Here is a 25,268-nt window from a genome sequence, read left to right as displayed (position 1 = left end):
CATGGCTAAGCCTTATTACGAGTTTTTCTGTCCTGTAAAAGTCATTGCTGGTAACGCTGCGTTAGAGCACATTCCTTTTGAACTTGCGACCTTAGGCGCAAAACGCCCCATGATCATTACCGACAAAGGCGTACGTGCCAATGGTTTACTCAGCCCAATCGAGGCTGCTTTTAGCACCACAGATGCGGTGATTGGTGCAATCTTTGATGATGTTCCACCCGATTCAAGTCTGGAAGTGGTTCGCTTAGCAGCAGAACTGTATCGCAAGCAAAAATGTGATGCGATTATTGCGATTGGGGGTGGCTCAGTTATCGATACCTCTAAGGCAACCAATATCCTAGTGTCTGAAGGGGGTGATGACCTGCTGCAATATTCAGGTGCACACAACCTACCTAAACCACTGAAACCTTTCTTCGTGATTCCAACCACCTCAGGTACCGGTTCAGAAGCGACCATGGTGGCGGTAGTTTCGGATACGCAACGCAATGTAAAACTGGCTTTTGCCTCTTACTACCTGATGCCACATGCAGCGATTCTCGATCCACGCATGACCCAGACCTTGCCCCCGCATTTAACCGCCATGACGGGTATGGATGCATTGACGCACTGTGTTGAAGCATATACCTGCTTGGCAGCCAATCCATTGAGTGATGCCTATGCCAGTGCCGGCATTAAAAAGATCAGTGAAAACCTGTTCAAAGTTTTGGATAACCCAAGCGATGCACAAGGTCGTTTAGAGCTTGCGCAGGCATCTACCATGGCCGGGATTGCCTTCTCGAATTCAATGGTTGGTCTGGTTCATTCACTCGGCCATGCGCTGGGCGCAGTAGCTCACCTGCCCCACGGCCTATGCATGAACCTGTTCTTGCCATATGTGCTTGAATATAACAAAGAAATTAATGGCGACAAGATTGGTGAACTATTACTGCCACTTGCAGGCGCCGATATTTATGCACAAACGCCAGCAAGTTTACGTGCCGACAAAGCCATTGCCACTGTACTTGCAATGCGCGACCGCTTATTTAGCCTGACCAAGCTTCCACGTACTTTGCGCGAAACAGGTAAAATTACTGAAGCACAACTGGATGAAGTAGCTGAAAAGGCGTTAAATGATGGTTCTATCATCTACAATCCAAAAGAAGCCAACCTGCAAGATATCCGCGCAATCTTGCAAAAAGCATGGTAATTCATTGAATTAATTAATTTTAAACAAAATAAAGCCTCATCATTGAGGCTTTATTTTATTGTGGTGAATCGATATTCATCTTTTTGTTTACCCTTTTGGCAAAAAAGTTGCTAAAAAAATTGTAAAAGTACTGCCAATTTATAGCGTTTTACGATAGATTGGCGCACTTCGTTTTTTCTGTAGGGGGGATCATTTCGTCTCAAATGATCCTTAAACCATAGCTGATCCTTGATCAACGATTATGAGGATAACGCCGTTGACAAATATCTCTGGGACTCCACCGGTAGCTAAGCTGCAAAAGACACTTGGTCTTTGGCATATTATTATTATTGGTTTAGCTTACATCCAACCCATGACGTTGTTTGACACTTTCGGACTGGTTTCCGAAGAAAGTCATCACCATGTTCCGACCTCTTATATTGTTGCCCTGATTGCAATCTTATTTACTTCAATCAGTTATGGTCACATGATCCGTCGATACCCTTCATCAGGATCGGCTTATACCTATGCACAAAAATCAATTCATCCCAATGTAGGTTTCATGGTGGGTTGGTCATCCTGGCTGGATTATTTACTCTCGCCGATGGTCAATATTATCTTGGCGGTGATTTATCTGGAAGCCTTGTTCCCAACAGTAAATCACTGGGTCTGGGTGGTTGTCCTCACAGCATTCATGACAGGGATCAACTTGCGTGGTGCCCGTTTTGTTGCCAACTTCAATAGCTGGATTGTACTGGTGCAGCTGATTGTGATTGGTACCTTTACCTATCTGGTTTATGACAAATTACAGATGGGGATTAATGCAGACGGCGCGATTACGGCTGAAACCCGTTATCAGTTGTGGAGTCTGGAACCGTTTTGGAATGAACTCACCTCAGTGGGTGCATTAATCACAGGTGCGACCCTGCTCTGCTTCTCATTTACAGGTTTTGACTCACTCAGCTCTTTGGCAGAAGAAACCAAAGATACAGAAAAGACCTTACCGAAAGCGATTTTCCTGACGGCATTATTTGCTGGTGTTATTTTCATTATTAGCACCTACTTTATGCAGATTTACTTCCCGAATGATCCAAAGTCGTATTTCACCAATATTGCTGAAACTCAACCCGAGATTCTGCTTTTGGTCGGCGGTTCATTATTCCAGTCTTACGTACTTGCTTTTGCCATTGTAACGGTCATGGCTTCCGGGATTTCTGCACATGCAGGCGTTTCTCGCCTGATGTACGTGATGGGTCGTGATGGCGTAATCAATAAGAAGATTTTCGGTCATATCAGTCCAAAAACCTTTACTCCGTCGTATAACATTATCATTGTCGGTTTAGTCGCATTGACTGCGGGCTTTATGGATCTGGATATTGTGATTTCAATGATTAGCTTTGGTGCACTGACAGCATTTACCTTTGTAAACCTGTCTGTGATTTCTCGATATGCTTTACGAGATGGCCGAACTAAAAACTTGAAAGACATAATCAGCTTTGTGATTATTCCTTTGCTCGGCTTTATCAGCATCTTTGCGATGTGGCTTGAAATTGAAGAATCGGCATTGAAGTTCGGTTTATGGTGGGCCATGTTTGGTATTTTATACTTGGGTTATAAAACCAAGGGCTTTAAATACAACGCACCACAACATAATGAATTTGATGATAAACATTAATTTTCATCACATTAAAATAAAAAAGGCGCTTAATGCGCCTTTTTTATTATCTTTTATTTTAACCATGCAATTTTTCAACAATTGCTTTCACACGTTGTGCATAAAGCTTCGCAGTCTCTAAATCGCCTGTTGGAATCTCATCAGTACTTGCATCTGACGGTGACTGAACCAGCAGACCAACTGAACCACCCAAATTATTAATATCTTCACGTTTAGCCGCTTTGGTATTGGCAGGTAATAAACCCAAGCTCACCCAAATACCACCATGTTGTGATGCCAAGGTTTGTAATTGAATTAAGGTCACTTGCTTGTCACCATTCAGACTTGCACTATTGGTAAAACCTGCAAATACCTTATCTTGCCAGCCGCGGGTAAACCAGATTTTTGAAGAAGCATCGGCAAATTTCTTAAATTGCCAAGGCGTTGCTGCCATATAGGTGGGTGCGCCAAATACAATACCTTGTGCATTATTGAGGGTTTGCCAGTCTTGTTCAGTAATCTCGCCATTCTGATCAATTTCAATCAAAGTCGCATCAATTGCACCCGCAAAAGTTTCAGCAACTACTTTGGTATGACCATAGCCAGAGAAATATACAACTGCAATTTGTGTCATGAGAGTTTCCAAAATTTTTCAAAAGTTCGATTTAATGATATATTTTAGAAACTAGGTGTCAATTAGTTACCAATTGGTAACTACTGACATTCGATTGAGAAAATGAGGGTTATCGCTATGAATCAGGCATTAAAATACGATATTTATCAACAACATTGCCCTGCCCGTTTATTTTTCGAAAAAATTGCAGACAAATGGGTACTGATGATTATTAATGTGCTGGCACGAGACATCCAACATTTCAATTTATTGAAAAAAAGTATTCAAGGCATTTCGCCTAAAGTATTGTCTCAGAAGCTCAAAATGCTGGAACGAGATGGCTTTATCCAGCGTCAGGTGCAGAATACCGCCCCGATTCGAGTGGATTATTCACTTACCCCACTCGGTCTGGAAGTGGCAGAAATGGCATATCAACTCAAAGATTGGGCTGAGAGTAATATCGAACAGGTCATCTACGCTCAACAACATTTTGATTCGATACAAGAACAAGAGATCGAATAACACAATGAGGTACGAATATGTATCCACAACCTTTAATTGCAGTTGCAGATGTTGAGAAAACCAGTCAGTGGTACCAGACAATACTTGGCCTAGAAAGTGGTCATGGCGGTAAAGAATATGAACAGTTACTGTTTGAACAGCATATGGTGTTGCAGTTGCATCAATGGCAAGCACATGAACATCCACATATCGGAGATCCGAAACGAGTGATCGGTAACGGCGTGTCATTGTGGTTTGAAAGCAATCGATTTGATGAGATTGTGCAAAAACTACAAACCCATCAAGTCGAAATTCTGGAAGGCCCTAAATACAATCCCAATGCGCATCATCGGGAGATCTGGTTTAGAGACCTCAATGGATATACGCTGGTTGTGGCAAGCCCATATGGCGATCTTTGATTAGAGTTGTTTAAAGCCTTGTTGTCGCCATGCTTCATAGACAATGACAGCGGTCGCATTGGAAAGATTCAAGCTTCTTGAGTTTTCCGCCATTGGCAAACGAATCCACTGCTCTTGTGGAAACATCATACGTACCTGCTCAGGCAGGCCACGGGTTTCAGGCCCCATCAATAAGGCAACTGGACGATTCAGGTCCACCGTATGCGGTGTGGCACTGCCTTTAGTCGTCAATGGGAAGACATGCTCAACCCCTTTGGCTTTTAAGTCAGCAAGGCAAAGTTCGATAGTGTCCCAAATTTGCATTCGTGCCCATTCATGGTAATCCAAACCTGCACGTTTTAACTTTTTATCATCCAGCTCAAAACCCAAAGGTTTTACCAAATGGAGTTGCGCACCTGTATTGGCACATAGACGAATGATATTACCTGTATTCGCTGGAATCTCAGGCTCGTATAGGACGACATGAATCACAAATTTTCTCTACTTTTCATAATCCCTCCTAGCCTCCCTTTGAAAAAGGGAGGAACTCTCCTCTTTTTTAAAGAGGTGAGGAGCGGTTATAGCTCCGCAAGGAGGGATTCTATTGCCATTTTAACTGTTCACGTAAACTGACCACTTCACCAATAATGGTCAAAGTTGGCGCGACGATCTGATTATCAGATACTTTGGTTGCGATATCCGCCAAAGTACCCACCACCACTTTTTGCTCCGGCGTGGTGCCTTTGGAAATCAAGGCCACTGGCATGCTTGGACGCTGACCATGTGCAATTAATTGCTCACAAATACGTTCCAGACCGACCAAGCCCATATATAGCACCAAGGTCTGGTTTTCATAGACCAGTTCATTCCACGGCAGCTCAGGTGAGCCTTCTTTTAAATGTCCTGTCAGGAAACGTACACTTTGTGCATAATCACGATGCGTCAGAGGAATACCGGCATAGGCGGAACAGCCGGAAGCTGCGGTAATGCCCGGCACGACCTGAAAAGTGACATTGGCTTCAACCAGTTCCTGAATCTCTTCACCACCACGGCCAAAGATAAACGGATCGCCACCTTTTAAGCGACAAACACGTTTACCTTGTTGCGCATATTCCACCAGTAAGGCATTGATGCCATCTTGTGGAACCGAATGGTTAGAACGCGCTTTACCGACATAAATCTTTTCAGCGTCACGGCGGCACAAGTCCAGAATCGGCGCAGAGACCAGACGGTCGTAAATTATCACATCTGCTTGTTGCATCAGGCGTAATGCTTTTAAAGTCAGCAGTTCTGGGTCACCGGGGCCTGCCCCAACCAGATAAACCTCACCTTTCGGTGCGGTCCATTCTGTTAAAGCCTGCTCAATCAGATCATTGGCTACAGCAATATTGTCATTGAAAACCTGTTCTTTCAGCGGACTGGCATACAGGTTTTCCCAGAAGATACGACGCTCATCCGGATTGGCAATTTTGGCTTTGACTTGCTTGCGCCACTGGCCTGAAAACTCAGCCAGCTTACCCATGCCATGCGGCACAATGGTTTCGATCTGCGTGCGTAACTGTCTGGATAAAACTGGGGATGCACCATTGGAAGCGACCGAAATCACCAAGGGTGAACGATCAATAATCGCAGGTACCATAAAACGGCAATGCGGAATATCATCGACACTATTCACCAGCAGATTACGCTGTTCACACTGTTCAAATACTGCTTTATTGACATCAGGCTGATCTGTCGCTGCAATCACCAAGCGATACGGCGTAGCCAGAATAGTTTCAGAAAAAGATGCCTGATGATACTGTCCGCTTGATTGTTCAACCAGCTGGCGTAATTCGGGCAGGATATCAGGTGCAATCACATCCACAATTGCACCTGCCTTGACCAGTAAATTTGCTTTGCGGTAGGCAATATGCCCACCACCCACAATCAGACAACGTTGCTGTTGCAACTTTAAAGAGATTGGGAAGATTTCCACGTCACGCCTCTATATTTTCAATCTGATTGAGCTCAAGCAAAAACTATGCACAAATTCGATGCAAAGTTTAGTCGATGTAGCTAACACCGCCCATATATGGACGTAACACTTCCGGAATCTCGATTGAACCGTCTGCGCGTTGATAGTTTTCCATCACTGCAAGCAAAGTACGACCAACTGCCAGACCAGAACCGTTCAAGGTATGTACCAATTCGATCTTCTTCTGATCCACACGGTAGCGCGCTTTCATACGGCGTGCCTGGAAATCGCCCATATTTGAGCAGCTTGAAATTTCACGATAGGTATCTTGACTCGGTACCCAAACCTCAAGGTCATAAGTTTTAACCGCACCAAAGCCCATATCACCACCACAGAGCAAAATCTTGCGATATGGCAGACCAAGAGCCTGCAAAATGCCCTCTGCATGTGCAGTTAAGTCTTCAAGCGCCTGCATTGAGTGCTCTGGTTTAACGATTTGCACCATTTCAACCTTGTCGAATTGGTGTTGACGGATCAAGCCACGGGTATCACGACCATAAGAACCTGCTTCACTACGGAAACATGGGGTATGCGCAGAATATTTCAGCGGTAAACGATCCGCATCGATAATTTCGTCACGCACGAAGTTGGTCACTGGCACTTCAGCGGTTGGAATGAGGTAATATTCTTTTTCACCTTGTAGCTTGAACAGATCTTCTTCAAACTTAGGAAGTTGACCTGTACCACGCAAGCTGTCTGCATTGACCAAATACGGTACATAAGCTTCGGTATAACCATTTTTAAGGGTATGGGTATCCAGCATGAACTGGGTTAACGCACGTTGTAAACGCGCCAAAGGCCCTTTCAAGACGCTGAAACGTGAACCTGTCAATTTGGTCGCTGTTTCAAACTCCAGACCACCCATCATTTCACCCAGGTCGGTATGATCTTTGATTTCAAAATCAAACTGGCGTAGAGTGCCCCATTTCAAGATTTCAAGGTTATCGCTCTCGTCTTTACCAAAGGGAACCGACTCATCTGGCAAGTTTGGAATGGCCAGAGACTTTTGCTCTAGCTCAGCTTGCAACTCAGCCAAAGCCACTTCAGCAGCTTTGATCTCATCCCCGATGGCTGCCATACGCGCCATGATTTCGGAAGCATCCCCACCCGATTTTTTGATTTGACCGACTTGTTTAGCACCAGCATTACGCTCTGCTTGTAAGTTTTCAGCTTTGGATTGCAAATCTTTACGGCGAGCTTCTAAATCAGCCCACTCTTGTACATTTAACTGAATACCACGTTTTGCCAAAGCAGCATTCACTGCTTCAATATTATTTCTGAGTAACTTTGGGTCGATCATAATCAATCATGAATAGAGGAAAAAACTGGCTATAGTGTAAGGCTTAAACCTAAAAAAATACAGCGCTTGTACAGCCTCTACACACGATATGTAGAGGCTGTACTCAAACTAGCCTGCATCTTTTGGCAAGCTCGGCAAGTATTCGGCTTTGACAAACTCCTTCGCCGCATAATATGGCAAGGTCAGTTCGCTCATTCCTTCTGCATAAGAAGCCAGCTCATACAACGGATAAACAAAGACGATGCCGTTTACGCCATAGTAATAATTATCACTGACCTGTAACTGGTCTTTCTTGATGTTATGCTGTTCTAACCAGTTCTGGTTTGCAGCATATAGTTCATCACGAAGTTTATTATTCATCTCCGGTTTTAGCAGTTCGCTCACGGTAATGTGCTTCTTATTCTTCAAGTCGAAGTTGACAAATTCCTGATGTGACATGCCATGTGCCGCACCTGTTGAATATGAGTAACTCTGAATGGCAAAGGTGGCAAGGTTATAATTTTGCCCCACAAAACGGACAGAGGTACTGCTCTCATTCTGTACCATTCCATCAGCGGGAGCTTTAACCTCTTGGTCAGCCAGATTTGCAAACGCATTCGGCTCAGCCTTTTTCATCCGGTTCATGAAATAGTCATCTATCCATGTCTGGTTGGTGTGTACCGTTTGCAAGTCATAGGTGGTACAGCCATCTTCCAGACACACCTTTTGTTTTGGAATTTTAACCGCGCTAACGTTGGCATGAATAAGCGGAATATCGCTGGTTTTTTCCGTCGGGGTAGCCGCTTCTTTTTTCGGCTGACACCCGGCTAATGCGACAACCGTCAGGATAGGAAGAATGGGAAGAAATTTTGATAATTGTGAAGTATTCATCGTCCTACACGTCTCTGATGTTTTTCTTCACTATACAAAGCCTTGCCCGTAGATGAAATTAAGAAATGTATCTATAAACGGTTCAATAAAAAAAGCCGCATCATCTGCGGCTTTTTTTATCTAATCAGGACTTACTGATCAATAATATCGGTCCCTTTAGGCGGTGTGAAATTAAACACCGGTGCTGGAATCGAAGGATTCACTTTGAGATTATTGAAACGTACATAGGTGGTTTGTCCCAAAGAATCCTGCAAGATCATCAAGTTCGGTGCTTTATTGGCACCAAAACTAATGGTGAGACTTTGGAATGCGCCATCTTGCTGTTTCGGATACAAGGTGTAATACAGCTTGCTACGGTCCGGCTGAGTCACACGATAAGACTGCATGATCTGGTTGGTATTGCCCGATAACAATAATGCAGGGGTATTGGCAATTTGATCATCCAGACTTTGACGGACGGCTTGCTGTAAATCAGGATCATAGATCCATACCACCTTACCTGTGGTCACGATCGTTTGTTTGGCCGGACTGGTAGTTTCCCAATAAAATTTTCCTGGACGTTCAACTTTCATCGTTCCCTTAAAGGTCTGATTCATATGTTGAGCGGTCAAACTTTTTTTCTGTGCGGTTTTATTGCTGTTGCTACTTGCAACTTTTGTGGTTTGTTCAAAATCTGCGGTGAATCGTTGCAGGCCAGATAACTGCTGAACCAGACTGTTTGTTGCTTGCTGAGCCGATGCAGCAACAGGTGCAGCAAAGACCTGACTACTCACAACCGGAGCAAGTGTGATTGCACTTAATGTTGCAGCATAAGCCATTTTTTTTACGAAATTCATAAAAACAACCTTCTATCAGATTTCTACTGTTATGCCGACATCTTACTGTTTTTGATCATTAAAAAAATGAAGAAAAGCACAGGTTTTGTGTAGTTCGTGTCGCAAAGTTCTGCATTATGTATGAAGTTGCGACCTTTATGTAGAGATTGTAAGAGTAAAAAATCAACTTTTTGCTGATTCACTCATTCTCAAGTCAATGTCTGGTGAGAGAAAATTATTGATCCGTTTTTATCTAGACGAATCAGTAGCGTTTGCTAAGCTAAAGCCAAGCATATTGAACAGAATCCACCATGAAAAGCCTGGCCTTTATCCACCGTAATGACACGCGTTTTGCCATTGGTGACTTTTATCCGGCATTGTCGGTATTTTCTTATCAGGAACTGGGTAACACCACTTCACCCTTTTTATTACTGGATCATCTGGGGCAAGGACGCTTATCGCCCAAAAGTACGAAGAAAGGCGTGAATGAACATCCGCATCGCGGCTTTGAAACGGTGACCTTTGTGTTTGCAGGTGAATTACAACATCAGGATTCTGCCGGCCATGGCGGCATTATGACATCAGGCGATGTGCAATGGATGACCGCAGCTGCCGGTATTCAACATACGGAACATTTTAGCCCTGCCTTTCGTGAGCGCGGTGGGTATTTTGAAATGCTGCAATTGTGGGTCAATCTTCCCGCAAAAGACAAGATGGCAGCTCCGCACTATCAAAGCTTGCAGAGTCATAGCATCCCTACGGTGCAACTGGAACATGAAGCAGGTTATGTACGTATCGTGGCTGGTCAGTTCCGCAATATTCAGGGCATTGCCCACACTTATAGCCCAATGAATGTTTTAGATGTCCATCTAAATAAACAACAGCAACTTATCCTGCCGGCCCATCATGGTGACACGACTTTAATTTATTTACGCAAAGGCAAACTGCAGTTCACTACTGATGAAGAGATTCTGGAAGAGCAAGCCTTGGCAGTAATGTCCAGCTTTGATACCGATGTTGCGATCATCGCCTTAGAAAACTGTGATCTGTTATTTTTATCGGCACCTCCCTTGCAGGAACCGATCAATGGACACGGCTTTTTTGTCATGAACAGTTATGAGGAGATTTTACAGGCCTATGAAGACTTAAAAACCGGAAACTTTGGAAAAGCTTCGGACTAAACCACAATTCAAAACTTATCCGCATAAAAAAACCCGCTCAACGCGGGTTTTTTCGAACTATTAAAACTTAAGCTTCAACAGTTACATAGCGACGGCCAAACTGACCTTTCACTTCAAATTTTACTACGCCGTCAGCAGTAGCAAATAAAGTATGGTCACGGCCCATACCAACATTTGCACCAGCGTGGAACTCAGTACCACGTTGACGAACGATGATGTTACCAGCAGTTACAGTTTGACCACCGTAAACTTTAACACCCAACATCTTAGGATTCGAATCACGACCGTTCTTCGTCGATCCACCGGCTTTTTTAGTTGCCATGTCTATTTACTCCTCGTGTTAGCCTGCGATACCAGTAATTTTCAACTCGGTAAACCATTGACGGTGACCTTGTTGCTTACGGTAGTGTTTACGACGACGCATTTTGATGATGCGGATTTTGTCGTGACGACCATGGCCAACTACTTCTGCAGTTACTTTTGCGCCAGCTACAACTGGAGCACCGATTTGAATGTTGTCACCGTTAACAACCATTAATACGTCATCAAACGTAATAGTCGCGCCAGTTTCAGCTTTCAATAATTCTACTTTAAGGGTTTCACCCTCAACAACACGGTGCTGTTTACCACCGCTTTGGATTACTGCGTACATAATGTACTCCAACTTGCCCGTGTCGTCGTGCCGATAAAGGGACATATCGATCTTAAGACGAACGCCACTGGGGTTATACAAGGGGACAAATTTTAAGTGAAAATTGCTCAAACAACAAGTAATTTTGCATAAATGCCCGTATATCGATAACTTGCTTGGAATTTTTAGTAAAATCAATTAGATTGTGGGCGCACTTTTTTGATTGATTCGCGTCAAGATTTGCAATACATTTTCAAAAACAAATTGTGACAATAACAAACTGTATTTTGTACTGTGGTGAGTAAAGTAATAACGCTTGGTGGGAACAGCCCTTTTTCTGTCTAATTTAAGAGCAAAGAGTTCATGATCGCGTTTTAAATAGCGGATTACACCGTCTGCACAACAGTTTAGTCACAGATTAATTGCTACACTTGGCAACATTACCCACCTATACGAGGTTTTTCTTCATATGGTTATCGATTTTAAGCAAGACATTCTCTCCCCTGTTGCGACAGATTTTGCTGCGATGGATCGCCTCATCAATGAAGGAATTAGCTCAAAAGTCGGTTTGGTGATGAGTGTCAGCAAGCATGTGGTCGAAGCCGGTGGCAAACGCATGCGTCCGATTATGTGCCTACTTGCAGCCCGCGCCTGCGGTTTGGCCGATATGCAACAGGCCCAGCATCTGGCGGCCGTGATTGAAATGCTGCACACCGCCACACTGGTCCATGATGATGTGGTCGATGAATCGAGCTTGCGCCGTGGTCGTCCAACCGCAAATGCAACCTGGAACAACCAGACTGCAGTTCTGGTCGGTGATTTCCTGATCTCACGTGCGTTTGATCTGTTGGTTGACCTGAATAACATGACCTTATTGAAAGATTTTTCAACCGGAACTTGTGAAATCGCGGAAGGTGAAGTCCTGCAACTGCAATCCCAGCATCAGCCGGATACCACCGAAGAAACCTATCTCAGCATTATTCACGGCAAAACATCACGTTTATTCGAACTTGCGACTGAAGGTGCGGCAATTTTAGCGGGGGCGGAAGAATACCGGGAACCGTTACGTCGCTTCGCTGGCCATTTTGGCAATGCCTTTCAGATCATCGATGATATTCTGGATTACACCTCCGATGCAGAAACATTAGGTAAAAATATCGGTGATGATTTAATGGAAGGTAAACCGACTTTACCGTTAATTTCAGCATTAGCTCATTCAACTGGTGATGATCATGCGATTATTCGTCGTAGTATTGCAACAGGTGGTGTTGAGCAACTGGACAAAGTGATTGAGATTGTTCATCACTCTGGTGGCCTGGAATATTGTCAAAAACGTGCTCAGCAGGAAACAGATGCGGCTTTGGAAGCATTAAAAGCGCTGCCTGATAATGAATATCGCCAAGCACTGATCAATTTGACGCTCATGGCTTTACATCGACTACAATAATTTTTCTGACTGCTTATGCATTTAACTTTATCTGATCTTTTTTTAAAAATGCAGGAACAGCTTGACCAACCTCAAGCTGTTCTTGATGAAAATCTCCTGATTGAACTGGTCAATCGTATCCGCCCTAAAAATCCAAACGATGCGGATGAAGTCAAACAACGTATTCACGCCCTGATCAGAATCTTATTACTCACCCCAACCTCTGCCATTCTGCTACAAAACTTTTTACTCAAACTGATCAGCCAATATAAACAGATTAGTTTATATGCCGATAGTGGCATTCTTTCGCTGGATGGTTTCTGGAATCAGTTAGGACAGCGCTTAGGGGCACATTTTCTGCCACTGGTCGAGGATGGTCAACAACTGAAAACCCTGATTGGAAAAGTCTTTCATCAGGAAAATGATTATGAATGGCTTGATCTGATCGATAATCAGGACTGGACGACCTTATTTAACCTCTTGGCTGAAAGTCAAAGCAATACCATCGAGAAACAGGTTTCCAAAAACGAACTGATCAAGGCAATTACGGTTTTATCTTACCGGATTAGCGGAATTGGCCTGTATCCTGAGTTTATTAATGCTCAGCCGGACATTATCGAATACGAATCACCTTTTCTGGTTCAGAACCGCGATATCATTGAGTTCATTGAGAAATATAAAAAACAGATTGAAGATCAGGATGCGGTTGTGGTTTTACCCCCACCTGATGCCTCACAAGCCTTTGTGATGCTGGACCAGTGTCGTGATGTGGTACTTAAAATACGTCGTGCCACCAAACGGATCGGCGTCAGTATCAGTCTGACCTATCTGCTATCGTTACTGGAGCAGTCTCTGGACCGGATTGAACTGTTGCTGACACTCTTGGCCAGTAAAACTGAAGCGCGTTATACCGCACTGGGCGAATTGATCATCGATTTGACCAAAGCGCATTATGACAGTAAAAGTGTTCGTCATTTACTTAACTCGACCAGTGAACTGATCGCCCTTCAGGTGACTGAAAATGCCAGCAGAACGGGTGAGCATTATGTAAGTACCGACAAGGCTGGCTTCTTTGGCATGTACAAGGCAGCGGCTGGCGCAGGTGTGATTATTGCCATCATGGCAAGCCTCAAGATTTTAACTGCACGTTTAGTGCTTGCACCATTAATGCAAGCCTTTTTGTTCAGTATGAATTACTCGCTGGGCTTTTTACTGATTCACGTGTTGCACTTTACAGTGGCAACCAAACAGCCGGCCATGACAGCAGCTGCACTTGCAACCACAGTACAGCAACAGAAAGGCAGTAAAACTGCCCAGATTGCTGAACTGGCCGCTTTGATTATTAATATTATCCGGACCCAGTTTATTGCGATTCTGGGGAATATTTCGATTGCGATCCCGACGGCGGCGCTGATTACCTTTTTGTGGCAATACAATCTGGGAGAACCACTGCTTAACCACGCCAAATCGGCAAAAATTCTGCATAGCCTCAACCCTTTCACTTCTTTAGCCGTGCCTCATGCTGCGATTGCCGGTGTCTGTCTGTTTTTATCCGGCCTGATTGCCGGCTATTTTGATAATCTGGCCGTCTATCGTAAGGTAGGGCCGCGTCTAAGACAGCATCCACGTCTCAAGCGCTGGATGGGACAAAAACGTCTGGATAAATTTGCAAGCTATATTGAGACCAATCTCGGTGCCTTAGCCGGTAATTTCCTGTTCGGGATTATGCTGGGAAGCATGGGTACGATTGGATTTATTCTGGGTTTACCTTTGGATATCCGTCATATTGCCTTTGCCTCGGCAAACTTTATCCAGGGTCTAATGACTATTGGTAATCCGGATATCGGTCTGATTATCGTGTCGTTCCTCGGCGTCCTGCTCATTGGTCTCACCAACTTGTTTGTCAGCTTTACCTTGACCATTATTGTGGCTTTGCGTGCACGCCGGGTTCGTTTTGCACAATGGAAACCTTTGGCCAAATTAGTGATGACCCACTTCCTGACCCGACCAAGCGATTTTTTCTGGCCGCCAAAGCAACCGGTTGAAGTGGAAGAGCAGCCTAAAAACGCCTCATCATCTCATTAACTTTGTACAGAAAAGTCAGCAAACTACAAGTCTAACATTTGAACTATTTTTGGATATAATCAACCCGCCAGAAATAGTTTCAATAGATCGGTTGCCCCTTTCTATGCTGTGCTTGGTGCAACAGGTGATCGCTGATCTGAACTGGATTTTTTAGTTAAACTTAAAAAAACGGGCACAGCGGATGCGGTGAATTTATGACTTTATTTTTACAGATGTTCTGTCAGAAACTTGATGGATTGATGCATTCTAAACCTCTGGAAAAATGATTACAGCGCATGAATGCCACATTAAACACTTAAAAGCCAAAATGAGATATGCATCAAATTTTGTTATGTTTTTTTACTGAACCTTAAAAAAACTTCAAAATGAAATTATCATAAAATTTCAAGACTTGACCTAAAGTGTACTCGCGAGTACACTTTCAAACACTCAACAACCCTGAACAACGGTTAAGCAAATAATGAGTAGCGCATGCCGTACCTATTGCTTTGTATTGGTTGCTTTTTTTTAGGACTCGGTGCGATTGGATTCATGAATGCCAACGCATCAACTTTAGACCTTTTTAGTGTTCAAGCTTTTTTTGAGCACCGTTCATTTACGCTTAACCATGTGACAGTTCTGCTCTCCCGTCTGGGTGGCATGCCTTTTTTATTATTTTTAACGTCTATTTTGTGTGTGTACCAAAGCTGGATTAAAAATTATAGGAATGTGACCTTTATCGCTTTAAGCGTGAGTGGCAGTATTGTGATTGGTTGGCTTCTGAAATGGAGCATTGATCGGCCAAGACCAATGGAGTTTTATCACTTGGTTCAAAGTTATGGCGCATCCTTCCCAAGTGCCCATAGCCTTTATGCTGCAACCCTGGCGAGTATCATCATGTTGTTATGCCAACAACATAAATATCGCACCAGTGTCATTTTAGTATCTACTTTATGGTTTATTTTCATGGGGATATCTAGAGTTTATGCGGGGGTTCACTACCCGACCGACGTTCTTGCCGGTTGGGGAATTGGGTTGATTTGGACTGCGTTGCTTTGGTTTGGGCTGTTTCAAAGCACTTTCAGCAACAATTTGTTTTTAGATAAAAAATCTAAATTGAGGTGGAATAATGATGTCGGCTAAGCTTTGGGCTCCTGCCCTCACTGCTTGCGCATTAGCAACAAGCATTGCGCTTGTTGGTTGTAGCAAAGATCCTAAAGATGCACAGCAAGCTGCTGCTGCTCAAAAAATGCCACCTGCTGAAGTAGGTGTCATTGTTGCTCAACCACAAAGCGTTGAACAGAACGTCGAACTGTCAGGCCGAACCTCTGCGTATCAAGTTTCAGAAGTTCGTCCGCAAACAGGCGGCGTGATTTTAAAACGATTATTTGCTGAAGGTAGCTACGTTCAGGCGGGTCAAGCACTCTATCAAATTGATGCAAATACCAACCGTGCGACTGCAGACAATGCACGTGCGGCGTTATTACGTCAACAAGCGAACCTGAATGCTTTACGCGTAAAAGAAGGCCGTTATCGTCAACTTGTGGGAACCAATGCGGTTTCTAAACAAGAGTATGACGATATCAATGCTCAGGTCAAACTGGCTGAAGCAGATGTTGCAGCGTCTCAAGCCGCATTGAAAAATGCTGAAATTACCTTGGGCTACTCAACTGTGCGTGCGCCAATTTCTGGTCAGTCTAGCCGTTCTTCGGTGACACCAGGTGCATTGGTAACTGCAAACCAGGCCGATCCATTGGTGACCATTCAACAACTTGATCCAATCTATGTGGATATTAACCAATCAAGTGCCGAGTTATTGCGTCTGCGTCAACAACTGAGCAAAGGCAGCTTGAATAACAGTAATAATACCCGTGTCAAAATCACGCTTGAAGATGGGTCGGAATACCCTGTCGAAGGCCAGCTGGCATTCTCTGATGCAAGTGTCAATCCGGATACAGGTACCGTGACTTTACGCGCGGTATTCTCGAATCCAAACCATTTGTTATTACCAGGCATGTATGCAACTGCCAAGATTTCGCAAGGGATTTTGCCTAATGCTTACCTGATTCCACAAGCAGCGGTATCTCGTTTACCGACAGGACAAGCCATTGCAATGGTGGTCAATGCCAAAGGTGTGATTGAAACCCGTCCGGTCACCACTGCTGGTGTCAAAGGTCAGGACTGGATTATAACGAATGGCCTACAGGCTGGTGATAAAGTTGTTGTTGACGGTGTGGCTAAGGTCAAAGAAGGACAGGAAGTGTCTGTAAAACCTTATCAACCAAAAGCAGCTGAAGGTCAGAATGCAGCGCCAAAAGCAGCTGAACAACAAAAGCAAGCCAACTCGCCAAAAGCTGAACAAAAAGCAACTTCAGAAGCTTAAGGGGTAGATTGCATGGCTCAATTTTTTATCCATCGCCCAATTTTCGCTTGGGTGATTGCACTGGTCATTATGTTGGCGGGGATTATCACGCTGACAAAAATGCCAGTTGCACAATATCCGACAATTGCTCCCCCCACGGTCACGATTTCTGCGACTTATCCTGGGGCTTCTGCTCAAACTGTTGAAAATACCGTTACCCAGATCATTGAACAACAAATGAATGGTCTGGATGGGTTACGTTACATTTCATCGAACAGTGCGGGTAATGGTCAAGCATCCATTAACTTGAACTTCGAACAAGGTATCGATCCGGATATCGCACAGGTTCAGGTTCAAAACAAATTGCAATCGGCAACAGCGCTGTTACCTGCTGACGTACAACGTCAGGGTGTAAAAGTCACCAAGTCTGGCGCCAGCTTCTTGCAGGTTATCGCGTTCTATTCGCCAGATAACAGTCTGTCTGCATCGGACATTAAAGACTATGTAAACTCAAACATTTCTGAACCGCTAAGTCGTGTTGCAGGTGTGGGTGAACTACAGGTGTTTGGTGGTTCGTATGCGATGCGTGTCTGGTTAGATCCGGCAAAACTGACCAGCTTTAACCTGACACCAAACGATGTGGCAACCGCAATTCGTGCACAAAACTCGCAAGTTGCAGTCGGTCAGCTCGGTGGTGCGCCATCAACAGCAGGCCAAGTCCTGAATGCGACGGTAAATGCACAAAGCATGTTGCAAACACCTGAGCAATTTAAAAACATCTTCCTGAAAAACTCTTCAGATGGTGCACAGGTACGTTTGGGTGATGTTGCTCGTGTAGAATTGGGTTCTGATAACTATCAGTTCGACTCGAAATTTAATGGTAACCCTGCGGGTGGTGTTGCAATCAAACTTGCAACCGGTGCCAACGCACTTGATACAGCAGCAGCGGTTGAAAAACGTTTATCCGAGTTACGTCATAACTATCCAAGCGGTTTAAAAGACAAGCTTGCGTATGACACCACTCCGTTTATTCGTCTATCAATTGAAAGTGTTGTCCACACGCTGATTGAAGCAGTGGTCTTGGTATTTATCGTGATGTTCCTGTTCTTGCAGAACTGGCGCGCAACGATTATTCCAACTCTGGCGGTACCAGTCGTTGTACTGGGTACATTTGCCGTAATTAATATCTTCGGTTTCTCGATTAACACCTTGACCATGTTCGCCATGGTACTGGCCATCGGTCTTCTGGTCGATGATGCCATCGTTGTGGTCGAGAACGTTGAACGGGTGATGCAAGAAGAACATCTGGAACCTGTGCCTGCGACTGAAAAGTCGATGAGTCAGATTTCCGGTGCGCTGGTGGGTATTACCAGTGTATTAACCGCGGTATTCGTACCGATGGCATTCTTTAGCGGAACCACCGGGGTAATTTACCGTCAGTTCTCCATCACCTTGGTTACGGCGATGATCCTTTCTTTGATCGTGGCATTGACCTTTACCCCTGCCCTGTGTGCGACCCTGTTAAAACAACATGATCCAAACAAAGAACAAAGCAATAACATTTTTGCGCGTTTCTTCCGCTGGTTTAACCGTAGTTTTGAAAAAGTTGCAGAGAAATACCAAGGTGGTGTCAATCGCATGACTCACCACAAGTTATTCTCTGGTGTGCTTTATATTGCGGTGATCGCAGCTTTGGTCGGCATCTACAAAATGTTGCCATCTTCATTCTTGCCAGAAGAAGACCAGGGTGTAGTCATGACCTTAGTGCAGTTACCACCGAGCGCAAGCTTGGAGCGTACGGACAAAGTCATTGATACCATGACAGGCTACTTCCTGAACAAGGAAAAAGAAAACGTCGATTCGATCTTTACTGTGGCTGGTTTCTCATTCACAGGGGTCGGTCAAAACGCGGGTCTGGCCTTCATCAAGTTAAAAGACTGGAGCGAGCGTACAACGCCTGAATCACAGATCGGTGCCATTATTCAACGTGGTATGGCATTGAACATGATTGTGAAAGATGCATCGTACATCATGCCATTACAGTTACCTGCAATGCCTGAATTGGGTGTCGCGTCTGGTTTCGATATCCAGTTGAAGGATGTAAGCGGTCAAGGTCATGAGAAACTGATTGCGGCACGTAATGCGGTATTAGGTATGGCATCACAAGACAAACGTCTTGCTGGTGTACGTCCGAATGGTCAGGAAGATACACCACAGTACCAGATCACCATTGATCAGGCGCAAGCAGGTGCAATGGGTGTGAGCCTTGCAGATATTAACAGCACCATGAGCATGGCTTGGGGTGGTTCATATATCAATGACTTCGTTGACCGTGGTCGTGTGAAGAAAGTTTATGTTCAGGGTGAAGCGAATACACGCATGATGCCTGAAGACCTGAACAAGTGGTATGTACGTAATAACAAGGGTGAAATGGTTCCATTCTCTGGCTTTGCCAAAGGTGAATGGACTTACGGTTCTCCTCGTCTAGAGCGTTATAACGGCGTATCATCGGTGAACATTCAGGGTACCCCTGCACCGGGCGTCAGCTCTGGTGATGCAATGATCGCCATGGAAGAAATCATTGGTAAGTTACCATCAATGGGCTTAACCGGTTTCGACTATGAGTGGAGCGGTTTATCTCTGGAAGAACGTGATTCTGGTAGCCAGACAGCACCATTACTGGTTCTTTCATTATTGATCGTGTTCCTGTGTCTTGCTGCACTTTATGAAAGCTGGTCAGTCCCTGTGTCGGTATTACTGGTTGTACCATTAGGTATCGTCGGTGCATTTACACTGACTTGGTTAGGTATGATCATTAAAGGAGATCCAAACTTATCCTTTAACATTTACTTCCAGGTGGCAATTGTTGCGGTAATCGGTCTTTCAGCGAAGAACGCCATTCTGATTGTCGAATTCGCCAAAGAATTGCAAGAACAAGGTGAAGACCTGTTTGAAGCAACCTTACATGCAGCAAAAATGCGTTTACGTCCAATCGTCATGACTACACTGGCTTTCGGCTTCGGTGTACTGCCACTTGCCCTTGCAAGCGGTGCCGGTGCGGGTAGCCAACACTCGGTCGGTTATGGTGTACTGGGTGGTGTAATTTCTTCAACACTTTTAGGTATCTTCTTCATCCCTGTATTCTTCGTGTGGATTCGTAGTATCTTTAAGTACAAACCTAAAACTTTAAATACTCAGGAGCATTGATCGTGATGCAAACTGTATGGTCTATTTCCAGTCGTGGCATTGCAATCTCTGCACTCGCGCTGTCTTTGGCTGCCTGCCAAAGCATGCGCGGGCCAGAGCCTGTGGTAAGCTCAGATATTCCTGAAAGCTACGCGTCTTATGGCAATGCTTCTGGAACATCAATCGCGGAACAAGGTTACAAAGATTTCTTTGCTGACCAGCGCTTACTACAAGTGATTGATATGGCGCTTGCCAATAACCGTGATTTACGTACGGCTACTTTGAATATTCAAAAAGCTCAGCAGCAATACCAGATCTCGGAAAACAACCAGTTGCCAACCATTGGCGCAAGTGGTAGTGCCGTTCGTCAGGTCACCCCTAGCCGTGATCCGGGCAACCCCTATTCAACCTATCAGGTGGGCTTGGGTCTGACCTCTTATGAGCTGGACTTCTGGGGTCGTGTACGCAGCCTGAAAGATGCAGCCCTGGATAGCTATCTCGCGACGCAAAGTTCACGTGATGCCACGCAAATCAGCTTAATTGGTCAGGTCACTCAGGCTTGGTTAAATTACTCGTTTGCAAGTGCACAACTTAAACTTGCCGATCAGACGCTAAAAGCGCAACAAGACTCGTTTAACCTGAACAAAAAACGTTTTGATGTGGGTATTGATAGTGAAATTCCTGTGCGTCAGGCACAGATTTCAGTTGAAACAGCACGTAATGATGTGGCCAACTACAAAACCCAGATTGCTCAGGCACAAAACCTGTTGAACTTACTGGTGGGCCAGCAGGTTCCTCAGAATCTGTTGCCACAACAGCAAGTTGCGCGTATCACCCGACAAGGTGTATTAAGTGCCGGTTTACCAAGTGACTTATTGAACAACCGTCCGGATGTCAAAGCATCTGAATACCAGTTAAGTGCTGCGGGCGCGAATATTGGTGCTGCCAAAGCACAACTGTTCCCAACCATTAGCCTGACGGGTTCTGCGGGTTATGCATCGACTGACTTGAGTGATTTATTCAAATCAGCCAATGGATTATGGTCAATTGGTCCAAGCCTGAATATCCCGATCTTTGACTGGGGTACACGTAAGGCCAACATCAAAATCTCTGAAACAGATCAGAAAATTGCATTGGCTAACTATGAGAAGTCTGTCCAGTCAGCTTTCCGTGAAGTGAATGATGCCTTGGCAACACGTGCCAACATTGGCGATCGTTTAACTGCACAACGCCGTTTGGTTGATGCGACCAATACGACCTATAAACTTTCAAATGCCCGCTTCCGTGCTGGTATTGATAGTTACCTGACCGTGTTGGATGCTCAACGTTCTGCTTACTCAGCGGAACAAGGCTTGTTGTTATTGCAACAGGCTGACCTGAACAATCAGGTTGAGCTCTATAAAACACTGGGTGGCGGCCTAAAAGCCTCAACCAGCGAGACAGTTACGCACCAGCCTTCAAGCTCACAACAGCACTACGCAAAATAATTTGATTTTGCAGACAAAAAAGCTCACTTCGGTGAGCTTTTTTATTGCAACAATTGCGAATATTTCTTATCTTCAAACATTGAAATATTGATGATTTAGAAGAAGACGATGTTACTGAGCAGTTTAGAGTCTGTACCCGGCCATGAAATTTTACGTCAGCTTGATGTGGTTTATGGCAGCACCGTCCGCAGTAAGCATGTCGGACGTGACCTGATGGCGGGTTTAAAGAATATTGTCGGCGGTGAACTGACAGGCTATACCGAACTACTCGAAGAGTCACGCCAAGAAGCCACACAACGGATGATTGATAAGGCAAAAGCTTTAGGTGCCAATGCCATTGTGGGCATCCGTTTCTCGACCTCAAATATTGCCCAAGGTGCATCTGAGCTGTTTGTTTATGGTACAGCGGTAGTGGTGCAGCCTAATGCGCCTAAACTCCCTGATCCATTCGGCGCATAGGCAAGCATATGGAAGGATTAATTTTTCAGATTGTCCTGTTTCTGATCCTGTTTACTGTGGGTTGGGGCTTTGGTCGCCATATCGAGCAAAAACACTTACGTGAACTGGATCAGAAAGAACAACAGTTCGCCCATATCCGGATTGATACCAATCGCTTCGTACACCCCACAGCACCCGGGCAAATGATCAGCAGTAATGTGGTGATCTCTCACGATTATTTTAAATATGTACTGGCATCCATTCGCAACTTCTTTGGTGGACGTCTGGTCAGCTATGAAAGTGTGGTAGAACGTGCGCGTCGTGAAGCTGTGGTTCGCCTGAAGCAAGAAGCGCATGCCATAGGCGCTAAACAGATTATGGGGGTTCGCCTCAGTACGACAGAACTGGGGATGCAAGGTGGCATGGTTGAAGTGTTTGCTTATGGAACGGCAATCATCGAATAAGCTGTTCCAGTCGCATATTCTCAAGCCGCAACAGACATATCGAACACAATAAAAAATGCCTCATGATGCGAGGCATTTTTTATGACTAGGATTTTCAGGTTAATGAAATAAAACGATCGCCTTTTGTAAGGTAAAACAAATGCCTGCCAGTAAAGGCAGACCAACCACCAGCCAGGCCAGTACCACAGTAATTGTCTTGGAAGGTGCATGTGCTACACCATGATTCAAGCTGGAATCTTGCGGTAATCTCTCATGAGCCAAGGCCTTCTCGGCAGCCAATTCATCTTCGGTCATGTATTGATCTTCATCAACCGGCTTGACCATTAAATTGAGGACAAATCCAATGGCTAGCATAGCCGCCAGAATATACATGGTCGTGTCATAAGATTGGGCTTGAGCCACGCCATGCGCCAGTTGATAGTCTCGAATATTGGTAATCAGCAAAGTACCCAATACCCCTGCCACAGACCATGCAGTCAATAAACGCCCATGAATTGCCCCGACCATTTGGGTACCAAAAATATCCGCCAGATAAGCAGGCACCGTGGCAAAGCCCCCGCCATACATGGACAGAATGACGCAGAAAGCTAAAACGAATAAAGGCAGGTTTTCGGCATGAGCCAGTTGTGGGATCGAAACGTATAATAAGAAGCCCAAGGCCAGAAAAATGAAATAGGTATTTTTACGACCAATAAAATCCGACGCAGATGCCCAGAAGAACCGCCCACCAATATTAAATAATGACAGTAAACCGGTAAAACCTGCGGCAAAGGTCGCAATCTGCATTTTTTGTTCTGTATTTAATTCATTGATCCCGATCTCTAAACCGATCAGACGTCCACCAAACACTTCCTGCAACAACGGAGACGCCATCGCTAAAATACCAATACCTGCCGAAACATTTAAGCACAGTACGCCCCAAATCAGCCAAAACTGCCTGGTTTTCCATGCCTTATTTAAATGTACATGACGACTGGTGACCAGCGCATTCGCTTGGCTTGCTGCGGGTTGCCAGCCACTTGGTTTCCAGTTTGAAGGCGGAATCCGATAACCAAATGCACCTCCCATCATAAAAACAAAGTAAACGGCGGCTAAGACCAGAAAGGTTTGCCATACACCTACCGAAACATCAGTCGCGAAGAACTTCATCAACTGATCCGCGAGCGGCGCGCCAATCATGGCACCACCACCAAAGCCCATGATGGCAAGACCTGTGGCGAGACCTCGACGGTCTGGGAACCACTTGATCAGGGTCGATACAGGCGAAATATAACCCAGTCCCAGCCCGATGCCTCCGATTCCCCCTCCTAGCCACAACAGCCACAACTGATGCGTATATACACCCAGCGCAGCCAGAATCAAACCACCCGCCCAGCAAAATGCCGCAACCACACCCGCCTTTCGTGGTCCTGCATGCTCAAGCCACCCCCCAAATAAAAAGGCAGATGAGCCTAGGAATACAAAAAACAAGGTGTACATGATGCTTAAAGTAGACACACTCCAGTCACAGGTCGTGGTGAACAGTTGTTCAAGCAAACCGATATCTTTACATTCAATCGGCGCATCAATTCCCAGAGCTTTGGATAAGGGCAACCAAAATACGGAAAAGCCATAGGCCATACCAATACTGAGATGAATTGCCAGTGCGGCAGGTGGTAGCAGCCAACGGTTATAGCCCGCACGGGCTATCGTACGTTCCTTGGCCAAAAGTGAAAGTCGTCGTTCCATCTACAATCTCCATGCCTTCACGGTTAAAGTGAGGCAAGCTTTTTTCATTTTTGTGCCACCCGAAGCAGCGCTCAGACCTGCTTGCTACGGTGTGGTTCTATTGGGTTAAAGCTCAATCGATCTAGCGATTGTGCATAAGCTCCATAATGTTGATCAAACCGCTTTTACCCATTAAAAATAAAGAAATAACTTAATAAATTTTAACCGCCCTGTGTCATATACAGGACCTTGGCCCTATTCTGCAAAAATCGCTTGCCAGTAGTGATAGGTTTTTTCTTCGCCATTGTCCAGTTTGAACTCATACGACAGCTGACGTGTTTCCGCAATTTCAAACTCAACGGGATGCTTGAATAAAGCACCTGCATAAGCAAAGCTGTGATATTCACCATTTTCACCACAGACATCCACCTCCGCTGGCATACGCTCAAGCAAAGCGGCATCAATATCCTGCCCGATAAAGGATTCATCAAGTTTGCTGGCATCGGTCACGATGATTTTGGTTTTGATCCCTGAATCCAGAAAATCTTGCATCACCTCAGCCGAGTTCAGATTCCAGATCGGCTCCACCACTTCAATGCCTAAAGGGTGCAAACGCTCTTCACGATATTGCCGCACGTCGCTCAGGTAAATATCACCAAAGATAAAATGCTCAACCCCTTGCGCCTTAAAGTGATTGGCGGCGTCCAGCATACGTTGTTCATATACCGGAAGGTTTTTGGGCAGAAATACCGGATAAAGCGGAATGCCAATACTCTCAGCCTGTTTTTCAAGCAATGTATGCGGAATCGCATGCATCGAAGACAATGCGGTCTCTTCATTGACCGTGGTCAATAAAGCGATAACCTGAAACTCTTTTTCTTGTAAGACTTTATACAAGGCCAAAGCAGAGTCTTTGCCTCCACTCCAGTTAAAAACGGCTTTCTTACGGCTATCTACTGTCATTTCATTCTACCTTTAGCATCTATCAGTCA

The 25,268-nt window shown here is 44.9% G+C and carries 23 protein-coding genes; 13 read left to right on the top strand and 10 right to left on the bottom strand.

Translation table 11 applies throughout. From position 1 onward, the window contains the following. Position 1: 1 nt before the first annotated feature. Positions 2-1,186: an iron-containing alcohol dehydrogenase gene (locus IEV39_RS13775; RefSeq protein ID WP_005227076.1), complete on the top strand. Its 1,185-nt coding sequence runs from the start codon at positions 2-4 to the stop codon at positions 1,184-1,186. Positions 1,187-1,442: 256 nt separating this feature from the next. Next, positions 1,443-2,840: an APC family permease gene (locus tag IEV39_RS13770; RefSeq protein WP_005288539.1), complete on the top strand. Its 1,398-nt coding sequence runs from the start codon at positions 1,443-1,445 to the stop codon at positions 2,838-2,840. Between the two features lie 58 nt (positions 2,841-2,898). On the opposite strand, the gene IEV39_RS13765 is transcribed toward IEV39_RS13770, so the two are convergent. Further along, positions 2,899-3,453, bottom strand: a complete 555-nt coding sequence (locus IEV39_RS13765; protein ID WP_005288543.1) for a flavodoxin family protein — start codon at positions 3,451-3,453, stop codon at positions 2,899-2,901. 117 nt (positions 3,454-3,570) lie between these two features. Here IEV39_RS13765 and IEV39_RS13760 point away from each other — a divergent pair, with 117 nt between their 5' ends. Together IEV39_RS13760 and IEV39_RS13755 are read left to right on the top strand one after the other, a co-directional pair. Beyond that, positions 3,571-3,954, top strand: coding sequence for a winged helix-turn-helix transcriptional regulator (locus IEV39_RS13760; RefSeq protein WP_005288545.1), 384 nt, complete (start codon positions 3,571-3,573; stop codon positions 3,952-3,954). A 17-nt stretch (positions 3,955-3,971) separates the two neighbouring features. Next, entirely contained in the window at positions 3,972-4,352 is a 381-nt protein-coding gene (locus tag IEV39_RS13755) for a VOC family protein (RefSeq protein ID WP_005288550.1), read from the top strand. Here the strand turns inward: IEV39_RS13755 and IEV39_RS13750 are convergent, their stop codons facing one another. The 5 genes from IEV39_RS13750 to lolA all read right to left on the bottom strand — a co-directional run bounded on the left by IEV39_RS13750 (position 4,353) and on the right by lolA (position 9,351). After that, complete coding sequence (locus IEV39_RS13750) at positions 4,353-4,823, bottom strand: tRNA (cytidine(34)-2'-O)-methyltransferase (RefSeq protein WP_005227068.1); 471 nt, start codon at positions 4,821-4,823, stop codon at positions 4,353-4,355. 109 nt (positions 4,824-4,932) lie between these two features. Further along, on the bottom strand, positions 4,933-6,306 hold the full coding sequence (gene cysG, locus IEV39_RS13745; protein WP_005288552.1) for a siroheme synthase CysG: 1,374 nt from the start codon (positions 6,304-6,306) through the stop codon (positions 4,933-4,935). Positions 6,307-6,373: 67 nt separating this feature from the next. Then, positions 6,374-7,645, bottom strand: a complete 1,272-nt coding sequence (gene serS, locus IEV39_RS13740) for a serine--tRNA ligase (RefSeq protein ID WP_005288554.1) — start codon at positions 7,643-7,645, stop codon at positions 6,374-6,376. Between the two features lie 108 nt (positions 7,646-7,753). Continuing rightward, positions 7,754-8,515: an RsiV family protein gene (locus IEV39_RS13735; protein WP_005288557.1), complete on the bottom strand. Its 762-nt coding sequence runs from the start codon at positions 8,513-8,515 to the stop codon at positions 7,754-7,756. 131 nt (positions 8,516-8,646) lie between these two features. After that, positions 8,647-9,351 carry an outer membrane lipoprotein periplasmic chaperone LolA gene (gene lolA / locus IEV39_RS13730; protein WP_005288560.1) on the bottom strand — a complete coding sequence of 235 codons (705 nt, stop codon included), beginning with the start codon at positions 9,349-9,351 and terminating at the stop codon, positions 8,647-8,649. A gap of 290 nt (positions 9,352-9,641) precedes the next feature. On the opposite strand from lolA, the gene IEV39_RS13720 reads away from it, so the two are divergent. Continuing rightward, positions 9,642-10,511 (top strand): pirin family protein, encoded by an 870-nt coding sequence (locus IEV39_RS13720; protein ID WP_005288563.1) that lies wholly within the window; start codon positions 9,642-9,644, stop codon positions 10,509-10,511. 67 nt (positions 10,512-10,578) lie between these two features. Here the strand turns inward: IEV39_RS13720 and rpmA are convergent, their stop codons facing one another. Together rpmA and rplU are read right to left on the bottom strand one after the other, a co-directional pair. Beyond that, the gene (rpmA, locus tag IEV39_RS13715) at positions 10,579-10,833 is read right to left on the bottom strand and encodes a 50S ribosomal protein L27 (protein ID WP_004640422.1); all 255 of its coding nucleotides are present in this window, start codon (positions 10,831-10,833) and stop codon (positions 10,579-10,581) included. Positions 10,834-10,851: 18 nt separating this feature from the next. Further along, entirely contained in the window at positions 10,852-11,163 is a 312-nt protein-coding gene (gene rplU, locus IEV39_RS13710; RefSeq protein WP_004652230.1) for a 50S ribosomal protein L21, read from the bottom strand. Between the two features lie 448 nt (positions 11,164-11,611). Here rplU and sdsA point away from each other — a divergent pair, with 448 nt between their 5' ends. The 8 genes from sdsA (at position 11,612) to IEV39_RS13670 (ending at position 22,569) form a co-directional block, all read left to right on the top strand. Then, a complete protein-coding gene (gene sdsA, locus IEV39_RS13705) occupies positions 11,612-12,589 on the top strand; it encodes an All-trans-nonaprenyl-diphosphate synthase (protein ID WP_005227061.1) in 978 nt (325 codons plus the stop codon). 15 nt (positions 12,590-12,604) lie between these two features. Continuing rightward, the gene (locus tag IEV39_RS13700; protein ID WP_005288567.1) at positions 12,605-14,653 is read left to right on the top strand and encodes a site-specific recombinase; all 2,049 of its coding nucleotides are present in this window, start codon (positions 12,605-12,607) and stop codon (positions 14,651-14,653) included. Between the two features lie 471 nt (positions 14,654-15,124). Next, the gene (locus IEV39_RS13695) at positions 15,125-15,775 is read left to right on the top strand and encodes a phosphatase PAP2 family protein (RefSeq protein WP_005288570.1); all 651 of its coding nucleotides are present in this window, start codon (positions 15,125-15,127) and stop codon (positions 15,773-15,775) included. Then, positions 15,762-17,015 (top strand): efflux RND transporter periplasmic adaptor subunit, encoded by a 1,254-nt coding sequence (locus IEV39_RS13690; protein WP_005227058.1) that lies wholly within the window; start codon positions 15,762-15,764, stop codon positions 17,013-17,015. The genes IEV39_RS13695 and IEV39_RS13690 overlap by 14 nt, the downstream gene beginning before the upstream one ends. Before the next feature lie 12 nt (positions 17,016-17,027). Then, on the top strand, positions 17,028-20,201 hold the full coding sequence (locus IEV39_RS13685) for an efflux RND transporter permease subunit (protein WP_005288574.1): 3,174 nt from the start codon (positions 17,028-17,030) through the stop codon (positions 20,199-20,201). A gap of 5 nt (positions 20,202-20,206) precedes the next feature. Further along, entirely contained in the window at positions 20,207-21,667 is a 1,461-nt protein-coding gene (adeK, locus tag IEV39_RS13680) for a multidrug efflux RND transporter AdeIJK outer membrane channel subunit AdeK (RefSeq protein WP_005227056.1), read from the top strand. A gap of 108 nt (positions 21,668-21,775) precedes the next feature. Continuing rightward, on the top strand, positions 21,776-22,126 hold the full coding sequence (locus IEV39_RS13675) for a YbjQ family protein (protein ID WP_005288578.1): 351 nt from the start codon (positions 21,776-21,778) through the stop codon (positions 22,124-22,126). 8 nt (positions 22,127-22,134) lie between these two features. Then, on the top strand, positions 22,135-22,569 hold the full coding sequence (locus tag IEV39_RS13670) for a YbjQ family protein (protein ID WP_005288582.1): 435 nt from the start codon (positions 22,135-22,137) through the stop codon (positions 22,567-22,569). A gap of 99 nt (positions 22,570-22,668) precedes the next feature. Here IEV39_RS13670 and IEV39_RS13665 read toward each other — a convergent pair whose 3' ends face one another. Both IEV39_RS13665 and IEV39_RS13660 read right to left on the bottom strand, forming a co-directional pair. Then, positions 22,669-24,297: an OFA family MFS transporter gene (locus IEV39_RS13665; protein WP_005288585.1), complete on the bottom strand. Its 1,629-nt coding sequence runs from the start codon at positions 24,295-24,297 to the stop codon at positions 22,669-22,671. Between the two features lie 234 nt (positions 24,298-24,531). Further along, the gene (locus IEV39_RS13660) at positions 24,532-25,239 is read right to left on the bottom strand and encodes a Dph6-related ATP pyrophosphatase (protein ID WP_005288588.1); all 708 of its coding nucleotides are present in this window, start codon (positions 25,237-25,239) and stop codon (positions 24,532-24,534) included. Positions 25,240-25,268 lie beyond the last annotated feature (29 nt).

Source organism: Acinetobacter courvalinii (assembly GCF_014635545.1).
Taxonomy (GTDB): Bacteria; Pseudomonadota; Gammaproteobacteria; order Pseudomonadales; family Moraxellaceae; genus Acinetobacter; species Acinetobacter courvalinii.
The sequence above is the reverse complement of the archived record's forward strand: the minus strand, read 5'-3'. Positions and strand labels throughout refer to the sequence as shown.